We start from the raw sequence: 17,935 nt of genomic DNA, 5'->3' as shown, positions 1-17,935 counted from the left end.
CACGGTCCGGGTTCTTGTCGGACCCCGCCGCCATCCTGTCGAACACCAGTTCGAGCCAAGGAGGCGACGTGCACGCGGTGGTCGAGGACGTGACGGAGGACGCCGACCGGGAGGACGAGCAACGCAGGGCCGAGCAGCAGGCCGTCGAGGCGCTGGCCACCCGGTTGCGGTCCGGAGCGGTGGCCATCGCGGCCGCGACGGCGGCGTGGCTGGCCCTGGTCGAGGAGTTCGACCGGCGGCGGGGGTGGGCCCTCCCGGGCGTGACGTCGTGCGCGCACTGGCTGGCCTGGCAGTGCGGCCTGAGCCCGGGCGCAGCACGCGAGCACGTCCGGGTGGCCCGGGCCCTGCGCACGCTGCCGGCGGTGACGGCCGCCTTCGGCGCCGGGCAGCTGTCCTACGCCAAGGTCCGCGCGGTCGTCCGGGTGGCCACCGAGGAGACCGAGCAGACCCTGCTCCGGCTGGCCGAGCACACCACGGCGTCCCAGCTCGAGCGGGTCGTCGCCGGGTGGCGCCGCTCCGACGACCGGACCACGGCCCACACCCGCGTCCGCGCCGAGGAGGCCGACCAGGAGGCGCGGGCCGAGGCCGAGGAGGCCGGTGCCACGCCCGACGAGGCGCTGGTGGCCGGCCGGCGCGCTGCCGCCCAGGTCTGGGCCGACCGATGGCCCGAGGGCGCCGACGCCACCGCCCGCCACCGCGGCCCCGAGCACCGGTTCGACTGGCGCGACGAGGGTGACGGCACGGTCTCCCTGCACCTGCGGTTGCCGGCCGAGCACGCCGCCGAGGTCGTCGCCGCCGTCGAGAACTGGGCCGAGGTGCTCGGCCGACGCGAGCGCGTGGCCCGCACCGCAGCCGACGACGAGACGGGCGGGTCCGCGGCCGATGCGTCCGCGCGCAGGGAGCACCGGGTCACCGTGGGCCGTGCCACGGCCTTCGTCGACCTGGTGCGCGCCGGGGCAGGCCACGTCGACACCCGGCCCGGCGACCCAGCGCGCCGCGAGGTGCTGGTGCGGGTCGACGCGACCGTCCTCGCCGACGACCTCGCCGCCGGTCAGGCGTCGATCGACGGTGTCGCGGCGCTGAGCCCGGCCCAGGCGCGACGGCTGGCGTGCGACGCCGCGGTCACCGCGGTCCTCGTCGACGGCGCCCGCGTGCTCGCCTGCGGCCGGACCCGCCGGCGGGCGAGCACGGCCCAGCGCCGGGCCCTGTTGGTCCGCGACGGCGGCTGCGCGCGGCCGGGGTGCTCCGAGGACCGTCCCGAACGGCTGCACGCCCACCACCTGCGGCACTGGCTGCACGGCGGGCGCACCGATGTCGACAACCTGGTCCTGCTGTGCGACCGCGACCACGGGGCAGTGCACGACCTCGACCTCACCCTGCACCGCCGGTCCGGACGGCTCCTCGCCCACGCGGTCGACGGGACCCCGGTGTGGCAGGACGAGCACGCCGACCGTGGGGCGGAGTCGTTCGTCGACACCCCCTCGGACCTGCCGCTCGGCTGGGCGGCCAACGGTGAGCGCCTCGACGTCCGGTACGCCGTCGGGGTGCTGCTGGACAACCGGGAGGTGCTCCGGCGCCACCGGGTGGCGCACGACGCCGCCGCCGAGGCCGCCGAGGCCGCCGAGGCCGCAGGGAACCTGCCGCTGGCAGGCTGACCGGGTGCGCACCACGAGCAGCCGCGAGGTCTACCGCAACCCCTGGACCCGGGTCCGCGAGGACGTCGTCGTCCGTGAGGACGGCAGCACCGGCGTGTACGGAGTGGTGGAGAAGCCGCACTTCGCGCTGGTCATCGCGGCCGAGGACGACGGGTTCTGGCTGGTCGAGCAGCACCGGCACCCGGTCGGCCGGCGCTGCTGGGAGTTCCCGCAAGGCACCTGGTCGCACGGCGCGTCCGGGAGCCCGGCGGACCTGGCCCGCGCCGAGCTGGCCGAGGAGACCGGGCTGCGCGCGGCCGACCTGCGCCACCTGGGCCACCTCGACGTCTCCCCCGGCCTGTCCACGCAGGAGTTCGACGTGTGGCTGGCCACCGGGCTGACGCCCGGGCCGACCGCGCGGGAGGTCACCGAGGCCGACATGGTGCACGCCTTCGTGCCCGAGACCGAGCTGGTGGCCCGCATCGCCGCCGGCGGGTTCACCGACGGGCCCTCGCTGGCCGGCTACGCGCTGCTGCTGCTCGACCGGGGGCGCTGACCCTCAGGCCCGGCGGACCAGCCGGCGGCGCGGCTGCCGCCGGTGGAAGGGCTGCGGCCGCAGCGGCCGCCAGTCGGCGCGGGTCACCGCGTACTCGACCTCGCCGAGCTCGGCGCCGGTGATCGGGGCGGTGCGGTCCTCGGTGTAGGTCCGCCGCCAGGTCAGCCCCAGCTTCTCCATCACCCGCCGGGACCCGGTGTTCACCGCGAGCGTGGTGGCCACGACCTCGTCGACGTCGGTGCTGGCGAACGCCGCGTCGACGAGCACGGCCGCACCCTCGGTGGCCAGCCCGCCGCCCCAGTAGGAGCGGTGCAGCCGGTAGCCCAGCTCCACGGCGGCGACGGTCTCGGTGACCATCGGCCGCAGCTCGAACCAGCCGACGAAGGCGTCGGTGGCGCGGTCCTCGGCGGCCCAGTAGCCCAGCGGCAGCGGGCCGTGGTCGGCCAGCAGCCGGGGCAGGTCCCGGTCGCGCACCCGCGCGGCCGGGACGGGCCGGCCGGTGCCCAGGTGGCGCATGACCTCCGGGTCGCCGTGCAGCGCGACCACGGCGTCGCCGTCGGCCGGGCGGACCGGGCGCAGCCGCAGCCGCGGGGTGACCAGCGGCGGCACCACCGGCCGGTCGCCGGGCCCGGGCAGGACCGGGCGCGGGTGCGCCAGCCGCCGCCTCAGGTCGATCGCCATCGTCCCCACGCTAACGCCGTCGCCCCGTGAGCCCCCGCAGCCGGGGGCGCGCGTCGTCCCTCCCGCCGCAGCCGTCCCACGGGAGCACCCCGGTCAACGCCGCCGGCGCCACCAGGGACGGCGGGCAGGCGCGGCCGGGGGCGGTGCGGCGGGCGCGGGCGTCGGCCGGGCCGCCCGCCAGGCGGCGACCAGGGCCTCCTCGTCGTGCTTGCGGACGACGACCGGCGGCCCGTCCAGCGGGGTGCGCCAGGACGCCGCCACCCGGTCGTTGAACTCCCGCACCGCGGCCCGCACCCGGTCCTCGCGGGTCAGCGCGGCGAGCCGGTCGGGCAGGTCGTCGCGCTCACGGCCCAGCCCGAGGGAGGGCGGCAGGAAGGCCGCGTCCGGCTCCTGCCGGCGGGCCCAGGCCAGCGCCCAGGTGTAGCTGTCCTGCGGGCCGTCGTCCCGGGGCAGCGGCTTGCCCGCACCCGGGAGGTCGGCGAAGGCGCCGCGCTCGTCCGCCGTCCGGATCTGGTGGTCGACCCAGGTCTCGAAGGACATGCCCTCGGGCTTGCGCTGCGTCACCCCGCCCAGGTTCCCACCGCTAGGCGGGGGCGACCACCGCGCGCTCGACGATCTCCCCGGCGGCGGTGCCGGCCGGCAGCGTGCCGAGGACGCTGCCCCAGTCCCCGGCCAGCCGGGTGGCGCAGAAGGCGTCGGCGACCGCGCCGGGGGCGTGCTGCAGCAGCAGCGAGCCCTGCAGGCACAGCGCCAGCAGCGAGGCCACCCGGCGGGCGCGGAAGGGCAGGTCGACCGGGTCGGCGAGCTCGGCCCGCAGCCGCGCGACGGCGGCGTCGAACCGGTCGTCGGCACCGGCGGCGGCACCGACCTCGGCGAGGACGGCGGCCACCGACGCGGAGTCCCGCTCCATCGCGCGCAGCACGTCCAGGGCGATGACGTTGCCGCTGCCCTCCCAGATCGAGTTCAGCGGCGACTGGCGGTACAGCCGCGGCAGCACCGACTCCTCGACGTAGCCGTTCCCGCCGAGCACCTCCAGCGCCTCGGCCACCACGGCCGGCGTGCGCTTGCAGACGTGGAACTTCGCCGCGGCCCCGGCCAGCCGCAGGAAGTCGGCCTCCCCGGCGTCCTGCGCCGCGGCCAGCCGGACCGCCAGCGCGGTGGCCGCCTCGCTCTCCACCGCCACGTCGGCGAGCACGTTGCGCATCAGCGGCTGGTCGACCAGCAGCGCGCCGAACGCCGAGCGGTGCCGGGCGTGGTGCAGCGCCTGGGTGAGCGCGGCGCGCACGGTGGCCGCCGAGCCCAGCACGCAGTCCAGCCGGGTGGTGGTGACCATGTCCAGGATCGCCCGCACGCCGCGGCCGGGCTCCCCCACCAGCCAGCCGACGGTGCGGTCGAACTCGACCTCCGACGAGGCGTTGGACCGGTCGCCCAGCTTGTCCTTGAGCCGCTGCAGCCGGAAGACGTTGCGCCCGCCGTCGGGCAGCATCCGCGGCACCAGGAAGCAGGAGACGCCCTCCTCGGTCTGGGCGAGCACCAGGAACAGGTCGCTCATCGGCGCCGAGGTGAACCACTTGTGGCCGGTCAGGTGGTAGGTGCCGTCGATCCGCGGGGTGGCCCGCGTGGTGCCGGCCCGCACGTCGGACCCGCCCTGCTTCTCCGTCATCCCCATGCCGGCGACCAGGCCGGCCTTGGTGCGCGGGTCGGCCAGGCCGGGCTCGTAGGTGGTGGAGGTCAGGCCCGGCTCGAACACCACCGCGAGCTCCGGCGCCCGGCGCAGCGCGGGGACCACGGCGTAGGTCATGGTCACCGGGCAGCCGTGGCCGGCCTCGACCTGCGTCCAGCCCAGGTACCCGACCGCCCGGCGCACGTGGGCGTGCGGGTCGGGCTCCTCGGCCGACGCCAGCGCCCACGGCGTGCCGCCCAGCCCGTGCGCGAACGCCGCGGTCATCAGCTCGTGCCAGGCGGGGTGGAACTCGACCTCGTCGACGCGGTGCCCGGTGCGGTCGTGGGTGCGCAGCCGCGGCGGGTTCTCGTTCGCCAGCCGGCCCCACTCGGCGGCCTGCTCGCTGCCGGCCAGCGCGCCCAGGTCCTCCAGCGAGTCCAGGGTGAGCGCGTCGGCGTGGCGCAGGCACGCCTCGACCAGCGCGGTGTCGCCGGCGACCGGGTCGTGCCCCACCAACGGGGGCACCTGGTTGGTCACCGTGTGGGTGTCGGTCACCCCGCGACGGTACGACCCGTCAGGGACGGACCAGCCGCTGCAGGGCGAACGCGGCCAGCGGCACGTAGCCGACCACCGGCAGGAGCGGCCCGGACACCTTCAGCCCGGTCGTCGTCCCGCCCTCGGGGCCGGGGCGCACCCAGTGCACCAGGACCAGGGTGCCGGGGCCGATGTCCACCGACCAGGTCCACTCCCGGGCGGCGTCGTCGACGGCGTCGACCACGAAGGGCGCGGAGACCCCCAGCGGACCGATCACCTTGCCGGTGACGCCGGGGTCGATGCGGACGGCGTCGGTGTCGACCCCGCGGATCTGCGGCGACCAGTCCGACCACTTGGCCGGGTGCAGGTAGCGGTCCCAGGCCTCGTCGGGGTGGACGGCGCCGGTGGCGTGCAGGCGCAGCGAGCTCATGCCGGTCCTCCTGCCCACCGCGGTTCCACGTGGAACGTGATCATGCCGGCGGGCCGCCGAGCAGCAGCGCCCGGAGCAGGTGCATGCCGACGGTCACGGTGCGCTTGCGGAAGGCCGCCCGGTCCCCGGGGACGACGAGGGAGCGGGTGACGACTCCGTCGGGGCCGACCGCGCACAGGTGCACGGTGCCCACCGGCTTGTCCGGGCTGCCCCCGCCGGGCCCGGCGATGCCGGTGACGCCGATGCCGACGTCGGCGCCGAACCGGTCGCGGGCGCCGTCGGCGAGCTGCCGGGCGACCTCGGGGCTGACCGCGCCGACGGTGGCCAGGGTGTCGGGGCGGACGCCGAGCAGCTGCTCCTTGGCGCTGTTGGCGTAGGACACCACCCCGCCCGGCACCCACGCCGAGGCGCCGGGCCGGTCGATCAGCCGGGCGACCAGCTGCCCGCCGGTGCAGGACTCGGCGGTGGCCACGGTCAGGCCGCGCTCGGCCAGGGCGTCGGCGACGAGCGCGTCGACCTCGGGGCCCTCGCTGAACAGGGTGGCGGCGTAGTCGCTGCGCACGGCCTCGACCAGCCGGCCGTAGGCGTCGGCGGCGTCCGGCGCGTAGCGGGTGACGATCTCCAGCTCGCCGTCGCGCAGGCAGGTGGTGATCTCCAGGCCGGCGAGCTGGTCGTCGACCCGGCGCAGCGTGGCGGCGAGCTCGGACTCCGGGGTGCCCCACAGCCGCAGGGTGTCCTGGCGCAGCTCCTGCGCCCGGTCCAGCACCGCCCGCACGGGGGCGGCCGCCAGCGCGGCCGGCCACATCGCCTGCAGCTCGCTCGGCGGGCCGGGGAGGACGACGACCGGGGGCCCGTCGCCGGTCACCGGCGGGACGACGAGACCCGGCGCGGTGCCCACCGGCTCCAGCACCACGGCGCCCTGCGGCACCCGGGCCTGCTTGCGGGTGCCGGCCTCGGTGGCGGCCGGGTCGACCCGCCACCCCCGGCGGGCCATGAGCCTGTCCACGATCGCGCCGATCCGGCGGGCGAGGTCCTCGTCGACCGCCGACGGGCGGCCGCAGAAGTCCCCGACCACCTCGGCGGTCAGGTCGTCCGCGGTCGGCCCCAGCCCGCCGGAGGTGATGACCAGGTCGGTGCCCGCGGCGAGGAAGCCCAGCGCCGCGCGCAGGTCCTCGGGCCGGTCGCCGACCACGACCACCGAGCCGACGTCGACGCCGAGCCGGCGCAGCTCCTCGGCCAGCCAGGGGCCGTTCCGGTCGGTGACCCGGCCGGTGAGGACCTCGGTGCCGGTGACGACGATGCCCGCGCGTGCTCCCACGCGCACCGACACTAGGCGCCGTTACGGTGGCCCGCGTGAGCCAGCCGCCGTACCCGCCGCCCTCCCGCCCGGAGCCCCGTCCCGAGCGGTCCGGGGCCCGCGTCGAGCCGCCGTACGACCCGGCCTCCCCCGCGCACACCACCGAACCCGCCTACGACCCGGCCTACCCCCCGCAGCCCACCGGCCCGATGGCGGGCTCGGCCCCGGTGCCGCCCCCGCTGCCCGGACCCGAGGTGTCCACGGCTGCCCGGGTGGGTGCCCGCCCGCGCAGTTCCGCCGACCGCGCCGCGCTGACCGCCGCCGTCCTCGGGGTGGTCGGGCTGGTGCTGCTGGTCGTCGGGCTCTCGCTGTCCGTGCTCGGTGCCACCCTGTGGTCGGCCGCGACGGCCTGGTCGGTGTTCGCGGTGCTGGCCGGGCTGGTCGCCCTGGTGCCGCACGTGCCCAGCCGGGGCGGGCTCAGCCGGGGTCAGGCCTGGCAGGTGGGCGCGGCGGGCGCCGGTGGCCTCGCGCTGTTCTGGCTGCTGGTCGTCGTCTTCCCCGGCGGCGGGGCGAGCGACCGCGGGTTCGTGCTCACCCTGGCCACCGCGCTGGTGGCCGGTGGGGTGTGGCTGCGCCGTCGCGGGTCCTGAGCGCGAGCAGGGCGACGTCGTCGTCGCGGTCGCACTCGTCGTCGGCCGCGCCGGGCGGGCCCAGCAGCCGGTCCGCGAGCTCCTCGAGCGGCAGGTCGCGCAGCTGCGCCAGCCGGGCGAGCAGCGCGGCCGTGCCGACGTCGAGCGGGGCGTCCCGGCGCTCGACGAGGCCGTCGGTGTGCAGCAGCACCGTCGAGCCGGGCGGCAGCAGCACCTCGTGGTCCGAGCGCGGCCGGTCGGGGTCCACGCCGAGCAGCAGGTCGGCGGGGCGGTCCAGCACGACGGGCGGGCAGCCCGGGACGGCCAGCAGCGGAGGCGGGTGACCGGCGCAGGTCCAGCGCAGCAGCGCGCCGTCGGGGTGCGGCTCGACCACGGCCAGCACCGCGGTGGCCAGCGTCGCCACCGGTAGGTCGCGCAGGGCGCGGTCCAGGCCCGCGGCCATCGCGGCCGGGCTGCCGCCGCCGGCGTGCGCCACGCCGCGCAGCACGTTGCGCACCGACGCCATGGCCGCGGCCGCCGACGAGTCGTGCCCGGTGACGTCGCCGATGACGAGCACGGTGCGGCCGTCGGCCAGCCGGAAGCCGTCGTACCAGTCCCCGCCCACCTGGGCCTGCCGCGCCGCCGGGCGGTAGCGCACCGCGACCTGCAGACCCTCCTGCGACGGCGGGGCCGACAGCAGGCTGCGCTGCAGGGCCGCCACGGTGTCGGCCAGCGCGCGCAGGGCGCGCTGCTCGGCCTGCCGGGTCAGCAGCCGGTCCAGCGCCTGGGCGCACTGCGCGGCGAAGGCCTCCACCACGGCCAGGTCGGCGGGGTCGAACCGTTGCGGGCGCGACCAGCCCACGCTCAGCGAGCCGAGCACCCGGTCGCCGGCCTCCAGGGGCAGCACGGCCCAGGCCGGGCACCCGGACGCCGCGACCACCTCGGCCATGCCGGGGTGCTGGGCCACCGCCTCGGCCGCGTCGTGCAGCACGACCCGGGTGCCGGTGCGGGCGGCCACCACGGCGGGCCAGTCCTCGTCCAGCGGCAGCGCGCCGTGGGTCTCCTCCCGCAGCCCGCCGAGGCCGTCGGTGAGCACCAGCCGCAGCGCGCTGTCGTCGGCGGGGTCGCGGACGGCGAGCGCCCCGCCCGCCGCGCCCAGCACGCCCATGCCGCGCACGAGCACGCTGCCGGCCAGCTCCCGCAGGGTGGTGGCCCGGCCCAGCTCGAGCACCACGGTCAGCAGCGCGTCCAGCCGGACGTCGGCCTGACCCTCGGCGGGCACGGCCGGCTCAGCCGCGGCCGGTGGGCAGGGGCCAGCCGGGGAACAGGTCGCCGAGCCCGCCGCCGCGGCCGCCACCGCCACCACCACTGCCACTGCCACCGCCCCGGCCGTCCCCGCGCCCGTCGCCGCGGTCGTCGTCCTCGGGGGTGGTGGGGGCCACCGTCGTGGGCGGCGGGGTGGTGGGCACGGCCTGGCCGAGGCCGGTGCCGGTGGGCGCACCCAGCTGCGGCACCGGAGCGGGCGCCGACCAGTCCGCGCCGCCGGCGGCCGGCTCCGTGGGCGGGGTGGTCCCCGCCGCGGTGGGGGCCGCGGCCGACCCCGTGGCGGGTGCGGTGGCCGGTGCGGTGGCTGGTGCAGCCGCGGCCTCCGGGCCGGCCCCGGTGCCGCCGAGCAGGAGCGCCCCGGCGGCGAGCACACCGGCCAGGCCGGCGGCGGCGCCGGCCGCCAGCAGCACCCGCCGGCGGCGACGCGGCGGCGGGGCGGCCGCGCGGCGGTGGCGGGCCGGCGTGATCCGCTCCGTGACCGGACCGAGGCCGCGCTCGACCAGCCGCTGCACCTCGGCCAGCACCGCGGCGCCGTCGGGCAGCCGCCGGGCCGGGTCCTTGGCCAGCATCGCGTCCAGGAGCTGGGCGACCCCGGCGGGGACCGTGGCGGGCAGCGGCTCGGGGTCGTCGTGGATCTGCTGCAGGACGACGGCGACCGGGCTGTCGCCGTCGAAGGCGCGGCGGCCGGTGAGCAGCTCGTGGCCCACCACGCCGAGGGCGTAGACGTCGCTGGCCGCCGTGGCCTGCTCGCCCCGGGCCTGCTCCGGGGACAGGTAGTGCGCGGTGCCGATGACCTCGCCGGTGCCGGTCAGCGCGACGCTGGCGGCCGACCAGGCGATGCCGAAGTCGGTGACGGCCAGGCTGCCGTCGGCCCGCACCAGCAGGTTGCCGGGCTTGACGTCGCGGTGCACCACCCCGGCGGCGTGGGCGGCGGCCAGGCCGGAGGCCGCCTGGCCGAGGAGGTCGACGACGCGGTCGGCTTCGAGCGCGCCCTCGCGCCTGCGCACCGTCGACAGCGGCTCGCCCTCGACCAGCTCCATGACCAGCCAGGCCAGCTGCTCGCCGTCCACCCCTGTCTCGCCGTAGTCGTAGACCGCGGCGACGTGCTCGTCGCGCAGCAGCGCGGTGTGCCGGGCCTCGGCGCGGAAGCGGGCGAGGAACTCGGGGTCGCCGGCGTACTCGCCGCGCAGCAGCTTCACCGCCACCGGCCGGCGCAGCCGCTGGTCGTGGGCCCGCCACACCCGGCCCATGCCGCCGGTGGCGATCACCGACCGGAGCTCGTAGCGGTCGCCCAGGACGCGGGTCTCCAGCTCGTGCACGCGCCCCATCCTGGCAGCCGGGCCGCGGACGGCCCAGCACCGCAGGTCAGCGACCCGCCCGGGCGGTCAGGGCTCAGCGGTCAGGGCTTGCCGTTGCCCCGGCCGCCCCCGCCCGGACCGCCGCCGTTGCCGTTCCCCGGGCCGGCACCGCCGTTGCCGTTGCCGTTGCCGTTGCCGTTGCCGTTCCCGTTCCCCGGGCCGCCGTTGCCGTTCCCCGGGCCGCCGCCGGCCGGTCCGGGCGCGGCCTCCGTCGTGGGCGCGGTGGTCGGCTCGGGCGCCGTCGTCGGGTCGGGGGTGGACACCTGGGTCGCCGGGGGCTGCGTCGTCACCGGCGCCTCGGTGGTCGGCTCCTGGGTGGCGGGGGCCGGGGAGCCGTAGGAGACCGTGACGGCCGCGCCGGGCTGCAACGCGGTGCCGGCCGGGTCGACCCCGGTCACCAGGCCGTCGGTGGATCCGTCGCCGGCGACCTCGGCGGTGGTCACCGACAGCCCGAGGGCGGTGAGCTCGGCGACCACCTCCTCCAGCGGTCGGCCGGTGTAGTCGGCGGCGTCCAGGGTGATGGGGTCGGGGGTCGCCGAGGCCGAGCTGGTGGACGAGCCGGCGTCCGCCGGGGTGGACCCGCCCAGCCCGACCAGGAGCGCGGTGCCGCCGCCGACCAGCAGCAGGGCCAGCGCCACGGCGGCGACCAGCATCCGCCGGCGTCCGTGCCGGCGGGGGGCGGGCGCCGTGGTCGTGGCGGTGGCTGGTCCGCGGCCGGGGACCGGCGTCGGGTCCAGCGCCGGGGTGAGCAGGGCGGTGACCGACGGCGGGGGGACCAGGGTGAGCAGCTCGGTGGGCTCGTCGCCGTCGCCGAGCTGCCGGCGGGCGTGGTCGGCGGCGGCCACCACCGCGTCGCCGTCGGCCAGCCGGCCCGCGGCGTCCTTGACCAGCATCGCCGCGACCAGGTCCCGCACCGGGGCCGGCACGGTGTCCGGCAGCGGGTCGGGCTCGTCGTGCAGCTGCTGCATGGCGACCGCGACCGAGCTCTCGCCGTCGAAGGCGCGCCGGCCGGCCAGCAGCTCGTAGGCCACCATGCCCAGGGCGTACACGTCGCTGGCCGGGGTGGCCGGGCGGCCGCGGGCCTGCTCGGGCGAGAGGTAGTGCGCGGTGCCGATGACCTGGCCGGTGCGGGTGAGCGCGACGCTCTCGGCCGACCAGGCGATGCCGAAGTCGGTGACGGCGACCGACCCGTCGGGGCGCAGCAGCAGGTTCCCGGGCTTGACGTCCCGGTGCACGATCCCGGCCTCGTGCGCGGCACCGAGCCCGGCGCCGGCCTGGGCCACCACCTCGAGCACCTGCTCGGGCGGCAGCGCCCCCACCCGCCGGCGGACGGCGGCCAGGGACTCACCGGGCACCAGCTCCATGACCAGCCAGGCCAGGTGCTCGCCGCCCTCGGCACCGGTCTCGCCGTAGTCGAAGACCGCGGTGACGTTGCGGTGGCCCAGCAGCGCGGCGTGCCGGGCCTCGGCGCGGAACCGCGCGAGGAACTCCGGGTCGCCGGCGTACTCGTTGCGCAGCACCTTGACCGCGACCGGCCGCGACAGCCGGCGGTCGTGCGCCCGCCACACCTGGCCCATGCCGCCGGTGGCGATCAGCGACCGCAGCTCGTAGCGGTCGGCGAGGACCCGGGGCTGCGACACCCGGTCCATGCTGCACCCTCCAGGGCCGGGTCGCTCAGCCGAACAGGCCCGAGCCCCACCAGTCGTCCTCGCCGGCCAGGCCCGGCGGGCAGGCGAACAGCGCCGACGACGTGTGCTGGACGTACTCGTTGAGCTTGTCCGTGCGCAGGTTGCGCTGCACCTGCACGAACCCGGTGGCCGGGTCGGCCTGGTAGCAGAGGAAGAACAGCCCGGCGTCCAGCCGCCCCAGGCCGTCGGAGCCGTCCACGAAGCTGTAGCCGCGCCGCAGGATCGCCGTCCCGGCGTTCGTGGGGTGGGCCAGCGACACGTGCGAGGTGGCCGGCAGCGCGGACAGGTCGACCGGGTCGAACTCGGCCTGCTGGCCCAGCGGCGCACCGGTGCCCTTGGTGCGGCCGATGGTCTGCTCCTGGTCGCGCAGGCCCTGCCGGTCCCAGACCTCGACCAGCATCCGGATCCGGCGGCTGACCAGGTAGGAACCGCCGTGCATCCAGGAACCGGGGTCGTCGACCCAGACGAAGCGGTCCAGGGTGGCGGTCTGCTCGGCCTTGAGGTTGTCGGTGCCGTCCTTGAACCCGAACAGGTTGCGCGGGGTGGCCTGGTCCGAGGTGGTCGAGGACGTGCGGCCGAAGCCCAGCTGCGACCAGCGGACCCCGACCAGGCCCTGGCCGATCCGGGCCAGGTTCCGCACGGCGTGCACCGCGACCTGGGGGTCGTCGGCGCAGGCCTGGATGCACAGGTCGCCGTCGCTGATCGCGGGGACGAGCTCGTCGCCGGGGAAGGCCGGCAGCGGGACCAGGGCGTCGGGACGGCGGTCGGCGATGCCGAACCGGTCCGTCCCGTCCGCGGCGGTGAACAGGGTGGGCCCGAACCCGATGGTCAGCGTGAGACCGGCCGGGGGCAGGCCCATCGCCTCGCCGGTGTCGTCCGGCGGGGCATAGTCACCGCCGGCGACCGCGCCGACCGGGCCGGCGTCCTGGCCGCGGGTCATCCGGCGGGCGGCCTGCGTCCACTGCTGCAGCATCCGCACCAGCGCGGCCCGGTCGTCGGTGATGACGTCGAAGGCGACGAAGTGCAGCCGGTCCTGCGCCGGGGTGGTGATGCCGGCCTGGTGCGCGCCGTGGAACTCCACGGCACCCGAGGCCGTCGTCGTCCCCTGGTCGGCGGGCGCGGCGGCCCGGCTGCTGGCGATGCCCCCGGCGCCGAGGGCGACGACACCCGCCGCCCCGACGCCGGCGGCCCCGAAGAAGTCGCGGCGGGAGAGCTTCACGGCACCCACTGTCCCCGATCAGCCGGCGACGGCGGCCGGCACCTGGCTGACCTGCGCGGCGAGGGCGTTGAGCGAGTCCGACAGGCCCTGCACCTGTTCCGGGGTGAGCGCGGTGTACAGCACGAACCCGTCGCCGTCGGCGTACTGCGCGAGCTCGGCCTGGGTGGCGGCGAAGGCGCTGTCCAGCGCGGTGGCGAGGTCCGGGTCGGCCTCGGCGACGGCCGGGCGCAGCGCCTGCACGGCGGCCTGCGAGCCGTCCAGGTTCGCCTGGAAGTCCCAGAGGTCGGTGTGGGAGTACCGCTCCTCCTCACCGGTGACCTTGCTGCTGGCGATCTCGTCGAGCAGCTCGAGGGCACCGTTGGCCAGGTCGAGGGGCTGGAGCTTGATGCCCTGCACCTGGGTGACCAGGTCGCCCACGTCGGCGACCAGCTGGTCGGCCACGGGGCCGGCCTGCGAGAGGTCGCCGGTGGCCCACAGGTCGCGCTCGAGCACGTGGAAGCCGGTCCAGGTGTCGCCCTCGGCGACGTCGTTCTCCCGGGCGTCGATCCGCGGGTCGAGGTCGCCGAGGCTCTCCGCGACCGGCTCGATCCGCTCGTAGTACTTCCGGGCCTCGGGGTAGAGCGCCTGGGCCTGGGCCACGTCCCCGGCCTTGACCGCGTCGGCGAAGGCCTGGGTCTGCTCCTGCAGGGCGGTGACCTGGCTGCCGACGTAGCGCAGGTAGTCGGTGACGGCGGCCTGCAGCTGCTCGTCGTCGGACAGCTGCGCCGACTCGCCGGTCACGGTGAGCGCGTTGCGGATGCCGTCGCCGGTCATGCCGGGCTTGCAGGCCGTCTGGTACTCCCCCGCGGGCAGCTCGACCAGCAGGGAGCGCGCCACGCCGGGGGCGATGTTCTCGACCTCGCCCATGATCCGGTCGCCCTCGGCGTAGACGTAGAACTCGGTGACCGAGGAGCCGGTGTTGGTCACCGTGAACTGGTGGGTGCCGGCCGCCAGCGAGCTGGCGTCCACGTCGCAGGCGGAGTCCGAGGCGGTGACGGCGATGTCGTCGGAGGCGTCCCCGGCGGCGTCCGTGCCCGACCCCGACCCGCCCCCGCAGGCGGCCAGCACGGTGAGGGTGGCGGCCCCGGCCGCGACGAGGGGGGTCCTACGCGTGCGCATCGACGTGCTCCGTGGTCTTCGGGGTGGGGGTGGCCGCGGCCGTGCGGCCGGGGCGGAGGAACAGCACCAGCACCGGGACGAGGTAGGCCAGGTAGGCCACCACCTCGAGCACCGACGGCTGGGCGGAGATGTGGAACACGCCGTCCAGGACCGCACCCCACCAACTGCCCGGCTGCAGCCAGGAGGAGGCGTCGTAGGCGTAGGTGGTCAGGCCGGGCAGGACGCCGGCCTCCTGGAAGTCGTGGATGCCGTACTTGAAGATGCCGGCGGCGACGAACACCAGCAGCACGCCGCTGACGGTGAAGAACCGGGACAGGTCGATCCGCACGGCGCCCAGGTAGAGCAGCACGCCGAGGAGGACGGCGCTGGCCAGCCCGGCGGCCAGGCCCACCAGCGGGGTGGCGCTCACCGCGCCCTGCGCGGAGGCGAAGAACAGCAGCGTGGTCTCCAGGCCCTCGCGGACCACGGAGGCGAACGCGATGCCGACCACGGCGCCCAGGCCCAGGCCCACGGCGTCGTCCAGCCGGCCGCGCAGCTCACCGGACAGCCGGCGGGCGGTGCGCCGCATCCAGAAGATCATCCAGGTGACCAGGGCGACGGCGACGACCGAGGTGATGGCGTCGAAGAGCTCCTGGCCGGGTCCGCCGAGCACGGTGGAGGACACGTAGGACAGCACCGCGCCGAACCCGACGGACAGCACGACGGCGGCGCCGACCCCGGCCCACACGGGCACCAGGTGCTGCCGGCGCCCGGTCTTGACCAGGTAGGCGACCAGCACGCTGACGACGAGGACCATCTCCAGGCCCTCGCGCAGGCCGATCAGGTAGCTGGGGAAGAACAGCGCACCCACGGCAGCCTCCGGACGGACGAATGCCCCCACCGAGCGGTGAGGGCAGGCATACCTTAGGACGGCTGCGGCCGGTACGACCAGGGGCCCCAGGAAGTTCCCAGCGTGCTGAGAACTCCCCGGGGCCCCCGGGAGGCCGATCAGGTCAGCGCTTGACCTCGAACCGGTCGTTGTCCATGACCTTGGTCCACGCGGTGGCGAAGTCCTGGACGAACTGCTCGGCGGCGTCGTCGGAGGAGTAGACCTCGACGATCCCGCGCAGGATGGCGTTGGAGTTGAACACCAGGTCGGCGGCGGTGGCGGTGTGCACCACGGAGCCGTCGGCGCCCACGCCCTCGTAGACGTCCTCGGTGTCGCGCGAGGTCCGCCAGTCGATGCCCAGGTCCAGGACCGTGCGGAAGAAGTCCTGGCTGAGCACGCCCACCCGGTCGGTGAACACGCCGTGCTGCACGCCGCCGGTGTTGGCGCCCAGCACCCGCAGGCCACCGACCAGCACGGTCATCTCCTTGGCGGTCAGGCCCAGGGTGAAGGCCTTGTCCACCAGCAGCTGCTCGGGCTGCAGCTTGCTGCCCGGCAGCAGGTAGCTGCGGAAGCCGTCGGCCTTGGGCTGCAGCCACTTGAAGTTGTCCGGGTCGGTCTGCTCCTGGGTGGCGTCGGTGCGGCCGGGGGTGAAGCCCACGGTCACCGGCACACCGGCGTCGGCCGCGGCCTTCTCCACCGCGGCGGTGCCGGCGAGCACCACGAGGTCGGCGAAGGAGACCTTCTTGCCGGTCTCGGCCTCGAAGTCGGCCTTGACCTTCTCCACGGCCGGGATGACGTCGGCGACGCCGGCGTTGGCCGCCCAGCCGATCTGCGGCTCCAGCCGGATGCGGCCGCCGTTGGCGCCACCGCGCTTGTCGGTGTCGCGGTAGGACGCCGCGGCCGACCACGCCAGGTGCACCAGCTGGGACACCGACGGGCCGCTGGCCAGCAGCCGCTGCTTGAGGTCGGCGATCTCGGCCTCGCCCACGAGCTCGTGGTCGACGGCGGGGACCGGGTCCTGCCAGACGAGCTCCTCGGTGGGGACGTCGGGACCCAGGTAGCGGGACACCGGGCCCATGTCGCGGTGCAGCAGCTTGAACCAGGCGCGGGCGTAGGTGTCGGCGAAGTACTCCGGGTCGTTGTAGAACCGCTCGGAGATCTCCTTGAACGCCGGGTCGGCCATGAGCGCCAGGTCGGAGGTGGCCATCATCGGCGCGTTCCGCTTGCCCTCGATGTGGGCGTCGGGGACGAGCTCCTGCGCCTCGGGGTTCTTCGGCCTCCACTGCTTGGCACCGGCGGGGCTCTCGGTGAGCTCCCACTCGTAGCTGAACAGCATCTCGAAGTAGGTGTTGTCCCACTGGGTCGGCGTGGGGGTCCACGCGCCCTCGAGGCCGCTGGTGATGGTGTCGGCGCCCTTGCCGGTGCCGTACTGGCTCTTCCAGCCCAGGCCGTTGCCGTGCACGGGGCAGCCGTTCGGCTCCGGGCCGACCAGCTCGGGGTTGCCGGCACCGTGGGTCTTGCCGAAGGTGTGGCCGCCGGCGACCAGGGCGACGGTCTCCTCGTCGTTCATGCCCATGCGGCTGAAGGTGACGCGGATGTCGTGCGCCGAGCCCAGCGGGTCGGGCTTGCCCTGCGGGCCCTCGGGGTTGACGTAGATCAGGCCCATGGTGACGGCGGCCAGGTGGCCCTCGTCCAGGTCCAGCGGGGTGTCGGCGTCGGCGTAGCGCTCGTCGCCGAGCCAGGTGTCCTCGGGACCCCAGAAGATCTCGCTGGGCTGCCACTGGTCCTTGCGGCCGAAGGCGAACCCGAAGGTCTTCAGGCCCATGTCGTCGTGGGCGACGTTGCCGGCGAGCACCAGCAGGTCGGCCCACGAGATCTTGCGGCCGTACTTCTGCTTGATCGGCAGCAGCAGGCGGCGGGCCTTGTCCAGGTTGGCGTTGTCGGGCCAGCTGTTGAGCGGGGCGAAGCGCTGCCCGCCCTCGCCGCCGCCACCCCGGCCGTCGGCGCTGCGGTAGGTGCCCGCGGCGTGCCAGGACATCCGGATGAACAGCGGGCCGTAGTGGCCCCAGTCCGAGGGCCACCAGTCCTGCGAGGTGTGCATGACCTCGACGAGGTCGCGCTTGAGCTCCGCCACGTCGAGCTTGGCGAACTCGGCGGCGTAGTCGAAGTCGGCGCCCAGCGGGTCGTTCGTGGCGGCCGAGCGGTCGAGGACCCGCAGGTCGACCTGGTTGGGCCACCAGTCCTGCTCGGTGCGGGGGCGGCCGCCGTGGACCGGCTCCGGCGACTTGATCGCCGGGTTCTCGCTCTCGCTGGTGCTGGCCGAGTGCGCCTTGGCGACCTCGGTCTTGTCGTAGTCCTCGGCCGGGACCGTGGACTTGTCGTACTCGCTCATCGCGTGCCTCTCTCTGCTGGGCTGTCGAGGGTGGGCAGGACGGTGGGTGCCGCGCTGCAGGCGCGGCAGAGGCCCCAGTAGATGACCTCGGCCTCGTCGACGACGAAGCCGAGGTCCTCGGACGGGGCCAGACAGGGGGCGGCGCCGACCGCGCAGTCGACGTCGGCGATGACACCGCAGGAACGGCACACCAGGTGGTGGTGGTTGTCGCCCACCCGGACCTCGTAGCGGGCGACCGAGCCCTGGGGCTCGATCCGGCGGACCAGCCCGGTGGCGGTCAGCGCCCGCAGCACGTCGTAGACGGCCTGGTGGGAAACCTCGGGGAGGCGCTCGCGCACCGCGCCGAGCACCTCGTCGGTGGTGGCGTGCGCGTGCTCGCGCAGCACCGCCAGGACGGCGAGCCGCGGCCGGGTGACCCGGAGCGCGGCGGCCCGCAGGGCCTGCTCCAGCTCGGTCGTCGTCGGCACACCCCCACCCTGCCCCGTAATCTTGAACGAGTCAA

The 17,935-nt window shown here is 76.2% G+C and carries 16 protein-coding genes; 3 read left to right on the top strand and 13 right to left on the bottom strand.

Going from position 1 to position 17,935, the window contains the following annotated elements:
- Positions 1-68 precede the first annotated feature (68 nt).
- Positions 69-1,655, top strand: coding sequence for an HNH endonuclease signature motif containing protein (locus BLT39_RS18085; RefSeq protein WP_091066947.1), 1,587 nt, complete (start codon positions 69-71; stop codon positions 1,653-1,655).
- Between the two features lie 4 nt (positions 1,656-1,659).
- The gene (locus BLT39_RS18080) at positions 1,660-2,190 is read left to right on the top strand and encodes an NUDIX domain-containing protein (protein WP_091066943.1); all 531 of its coding nucleotides are present in this window, start codon (positions 1,660-1,662) and stop codon (positions 2,188-2,190) included.
- 3 nt (positions 2,191-2,193) lie between these two features.
- On the opposite strand, the gene BLT39_RS18075 is transcribed toward BLT39_RS18080, so the two are convergent.
- From BLT39_RS18075 to BLT39_RS18055, 5 genes are all read right to left on the bottom strand, one after another.
- On the bottom strand, positions 2,194-2,871 hold the full coding sequence (locus tag BLT39_RS18075) for a GNAT family N-acetyltransferase (protein ID WP_207508117.1): 678 nt from the start codon (positions 2,869-2,871) through the stop codon (positions 2,194-2,196).
- A 93-nt stretch (positions 2,872-2,964) separates the two neighbouring features.
- Positions 2,965-3,435, bottom strand: a complete 471-nt coding sequence (locus BLT39_RS23390) for a DnaJ family domain-containing protein (RefSeq protein WP_091066940.1) — start codon at positions 3,433-3,435, stop codon at positions 2,965-2,967.
- 19 nt (positions 3,436-3,454) lie between these two features.
- A complete protein-coding gene (locus tag BLT39_RS18065; RefSeq protein ID WP_091066936.1) occupies positions 3,455-5,089 on the bottom strand; it encodes an acyl-CoA dehydrogenase family protein in 1,635 nt (544 codons plus the stop codon).
- A 19-nt stretch (positions 5,090-5,108) separates the two neighbouring features.
- Complete coding sequence (locus tag BLT39_RS18060) at positions 5,109-5,498, bottom strand: SRPBCC family protein (RefSeq protein WP_091066932.1); 390 nt, start codon at positions 5,496-5,498, stop codon at positions 5,109-5,111.
- A 40-nt stretch (positions 5,499-5,538) separates the two neighbouring features.
- Complete coding sequence (locus tag BLT39_RS18055; protein ID WP_091066929.1) at positions 5,539-6,816, bottom strand: competence/damage-inducible protein A; 1,278 nt, start codon at positions 6,814-6,816, stop codon at positions 5,539-5,541.
- 35 nt (positions 6,817-6,851) lie between these two features.
- Between BLT39_RS18055 and BLT39_RS18050 the strand changes: the two genes are divergently transcribed.
- The gene (locus tag BLT39_RS18050) at positions 6,852-7,445 is read left to right on the top strand and encodes a hypothetical protein (RefSeq protein WP_091066926.1); all 594 of its coding nucleotides are present in this window, start codon (positions 6,852-6,854) and stop codon (positions 7,443-7,445) included.
- Here the strand turns inward: BLT39_RS18050 and BLT39_RS18045 are convergent.
- The 8 genes from BLT39_RS18045 to BLT39_RS18010 form a co-directional block, all read right to left on the bottom strand.
- A complete protein-coding gene (locus BLT39_RS18045) occupies positions 7,387-8,706 on the bottom strand; it encodes a PP2C family protein-serine/threonine phosphatase (RefSeq protein WP_131801511.1) in 1,320 nt (439 codons plus the stop codon). The genes BLT39_RS18050 and BLT39_RS18045 overlap by 59 nt on opposite strands.
- 7 nt (positions 8,707-8,713) lie before the next feature.
- A complete protein-coding gene (locus BLT39_RS18040) occupies positions 8,714-10,069 on the bottom strand; it encodes a serine/threonine-protein kinase (protein ID WP_242658527.1) in 1,356 nt (451 codons plus the stop codon).
- A gap of 80 nt (positions 10,070-10,149) precedes the next feature.
- Positions 10,150-11,748 (bottom strand): protein kinase domain-containing protein, encoded by a 1,599-nt coding sequence (locus BLT39_RS18035; protein WP_091067397.1) that lies wholly within the window; start codon positions 11,746-11,748, stop codon positions 10,150-10,152.
- A 34-nt stretch (positions 11,749-11,782) separates the two neighbouring features.
- A complete protein-coding gene (efeB, locus tag BLT39_RS18030; protein ID WP_242658526.1) occupies positions 11,783-13,015 on the bottom strand; it encodes an iron uptake transporter deferrochelatase/peroxidase subunit in 1,233 nt (410 codons plus the stop codon).
- Between the two features lie 18 nt (positions 13,016-13,033).
- Complete coding sequence (gene efeO / locus BLT39_RS18025) at positions 13,034-14,173, bottom strand: iron uptake system protein EfeO (protein WP_091066912.1); 1,140 nt, start codon at positions 14,171-14,173, stop codon at positions 13,034-13,036.
- Positions 14,160-15,023 carry an iron uptake transporter permease EfeU gene (gene efeU, locus BLT39_RS18020; RefSeq protein WP_091066909.1) on the bottom strand — a complete coding sequence of 288 codons (864 nt, stop codon included), beginning with the start codon at positions 15,021-15,023 and terminating at the stop codon, positions 14,160-14,162. Before efeU ends, efeO begins: the two co-directional genes overlap by 14 nt.
- Positions 15,024-15,165: 142 nt before the next feature.
- On the bottom strand, positions 15,166-17,433 hold the full coding sequence (gene katG / locus BLT39_RS18015) for a catalase/peroxidase HPI (protein ID WP_091066906.1): 2,268 nt from the start codon (positions 17,431-17,433) through the stop codon (positions 15,166-15,168).
- Positions 17,430-17,900: a Fur family transcriptional regulator gene (locus BLT39_RS18010; protein WP_091066903.1), complete on the bottom strand. Its 471-nt coding sequence runs from the start codon at positions 17,898-17,900 to the stop codon at positions 17,430-17,432. The genes katG and BLT39_RS18010 overlap by 4 nt, the downstream gene beginning before the upstream one ends.
- Positions 17,901-17,935: the final 35 nt, after the last annotated feature.

It is taken from the genome of Klenkia brasiliensis, from assembly GCF_900100695.1.
Classification (GTDB): Bacteria; Actinomycetota; Actinomycetes; order Mycobacteriales; family Geodermatophilaceae; genus Klenkia; species Klenkia brasiliensis.
Note: the sequence above shows the minus strand (reverse complement) of the source record. Positions and strands in the feature narration are given on the sequence as shown.

What these genes read in the sequence shown, in the direction of transcription:
- BLT39_RS18060 (WP_091066932.1), bottom strand. Translation starts at nt 5,498, where the DNA reads ATGAGCTCGCTGCGCCTGCACGCCACCGGCGCCGTCCACCCCGACGAG.
- BLT39_RS18075 (WP_207508117.1), bottom strand. Translation starts at nt 2,871, where the DNA reads ATGGCGATCGACCTGAGGCGGCGGCTGGCGCACCCGCGCCCGGTCCTG.
- efeO (WP_091066912.1), bottom strand. Translation starts at nt 14,173, where the DNA reads ATGCGCACGCGTAGGACCCCCCTCGTCGCGGCCGGGGCCGCCACCCTC.
- katG (WP_091066906.1), bottom strand. Translation starts at nt 17,433, where the DNA reads ATGAGCGAGTACGACAAGTCCACGGTCCCGGCCGAGGACTACGACAAG.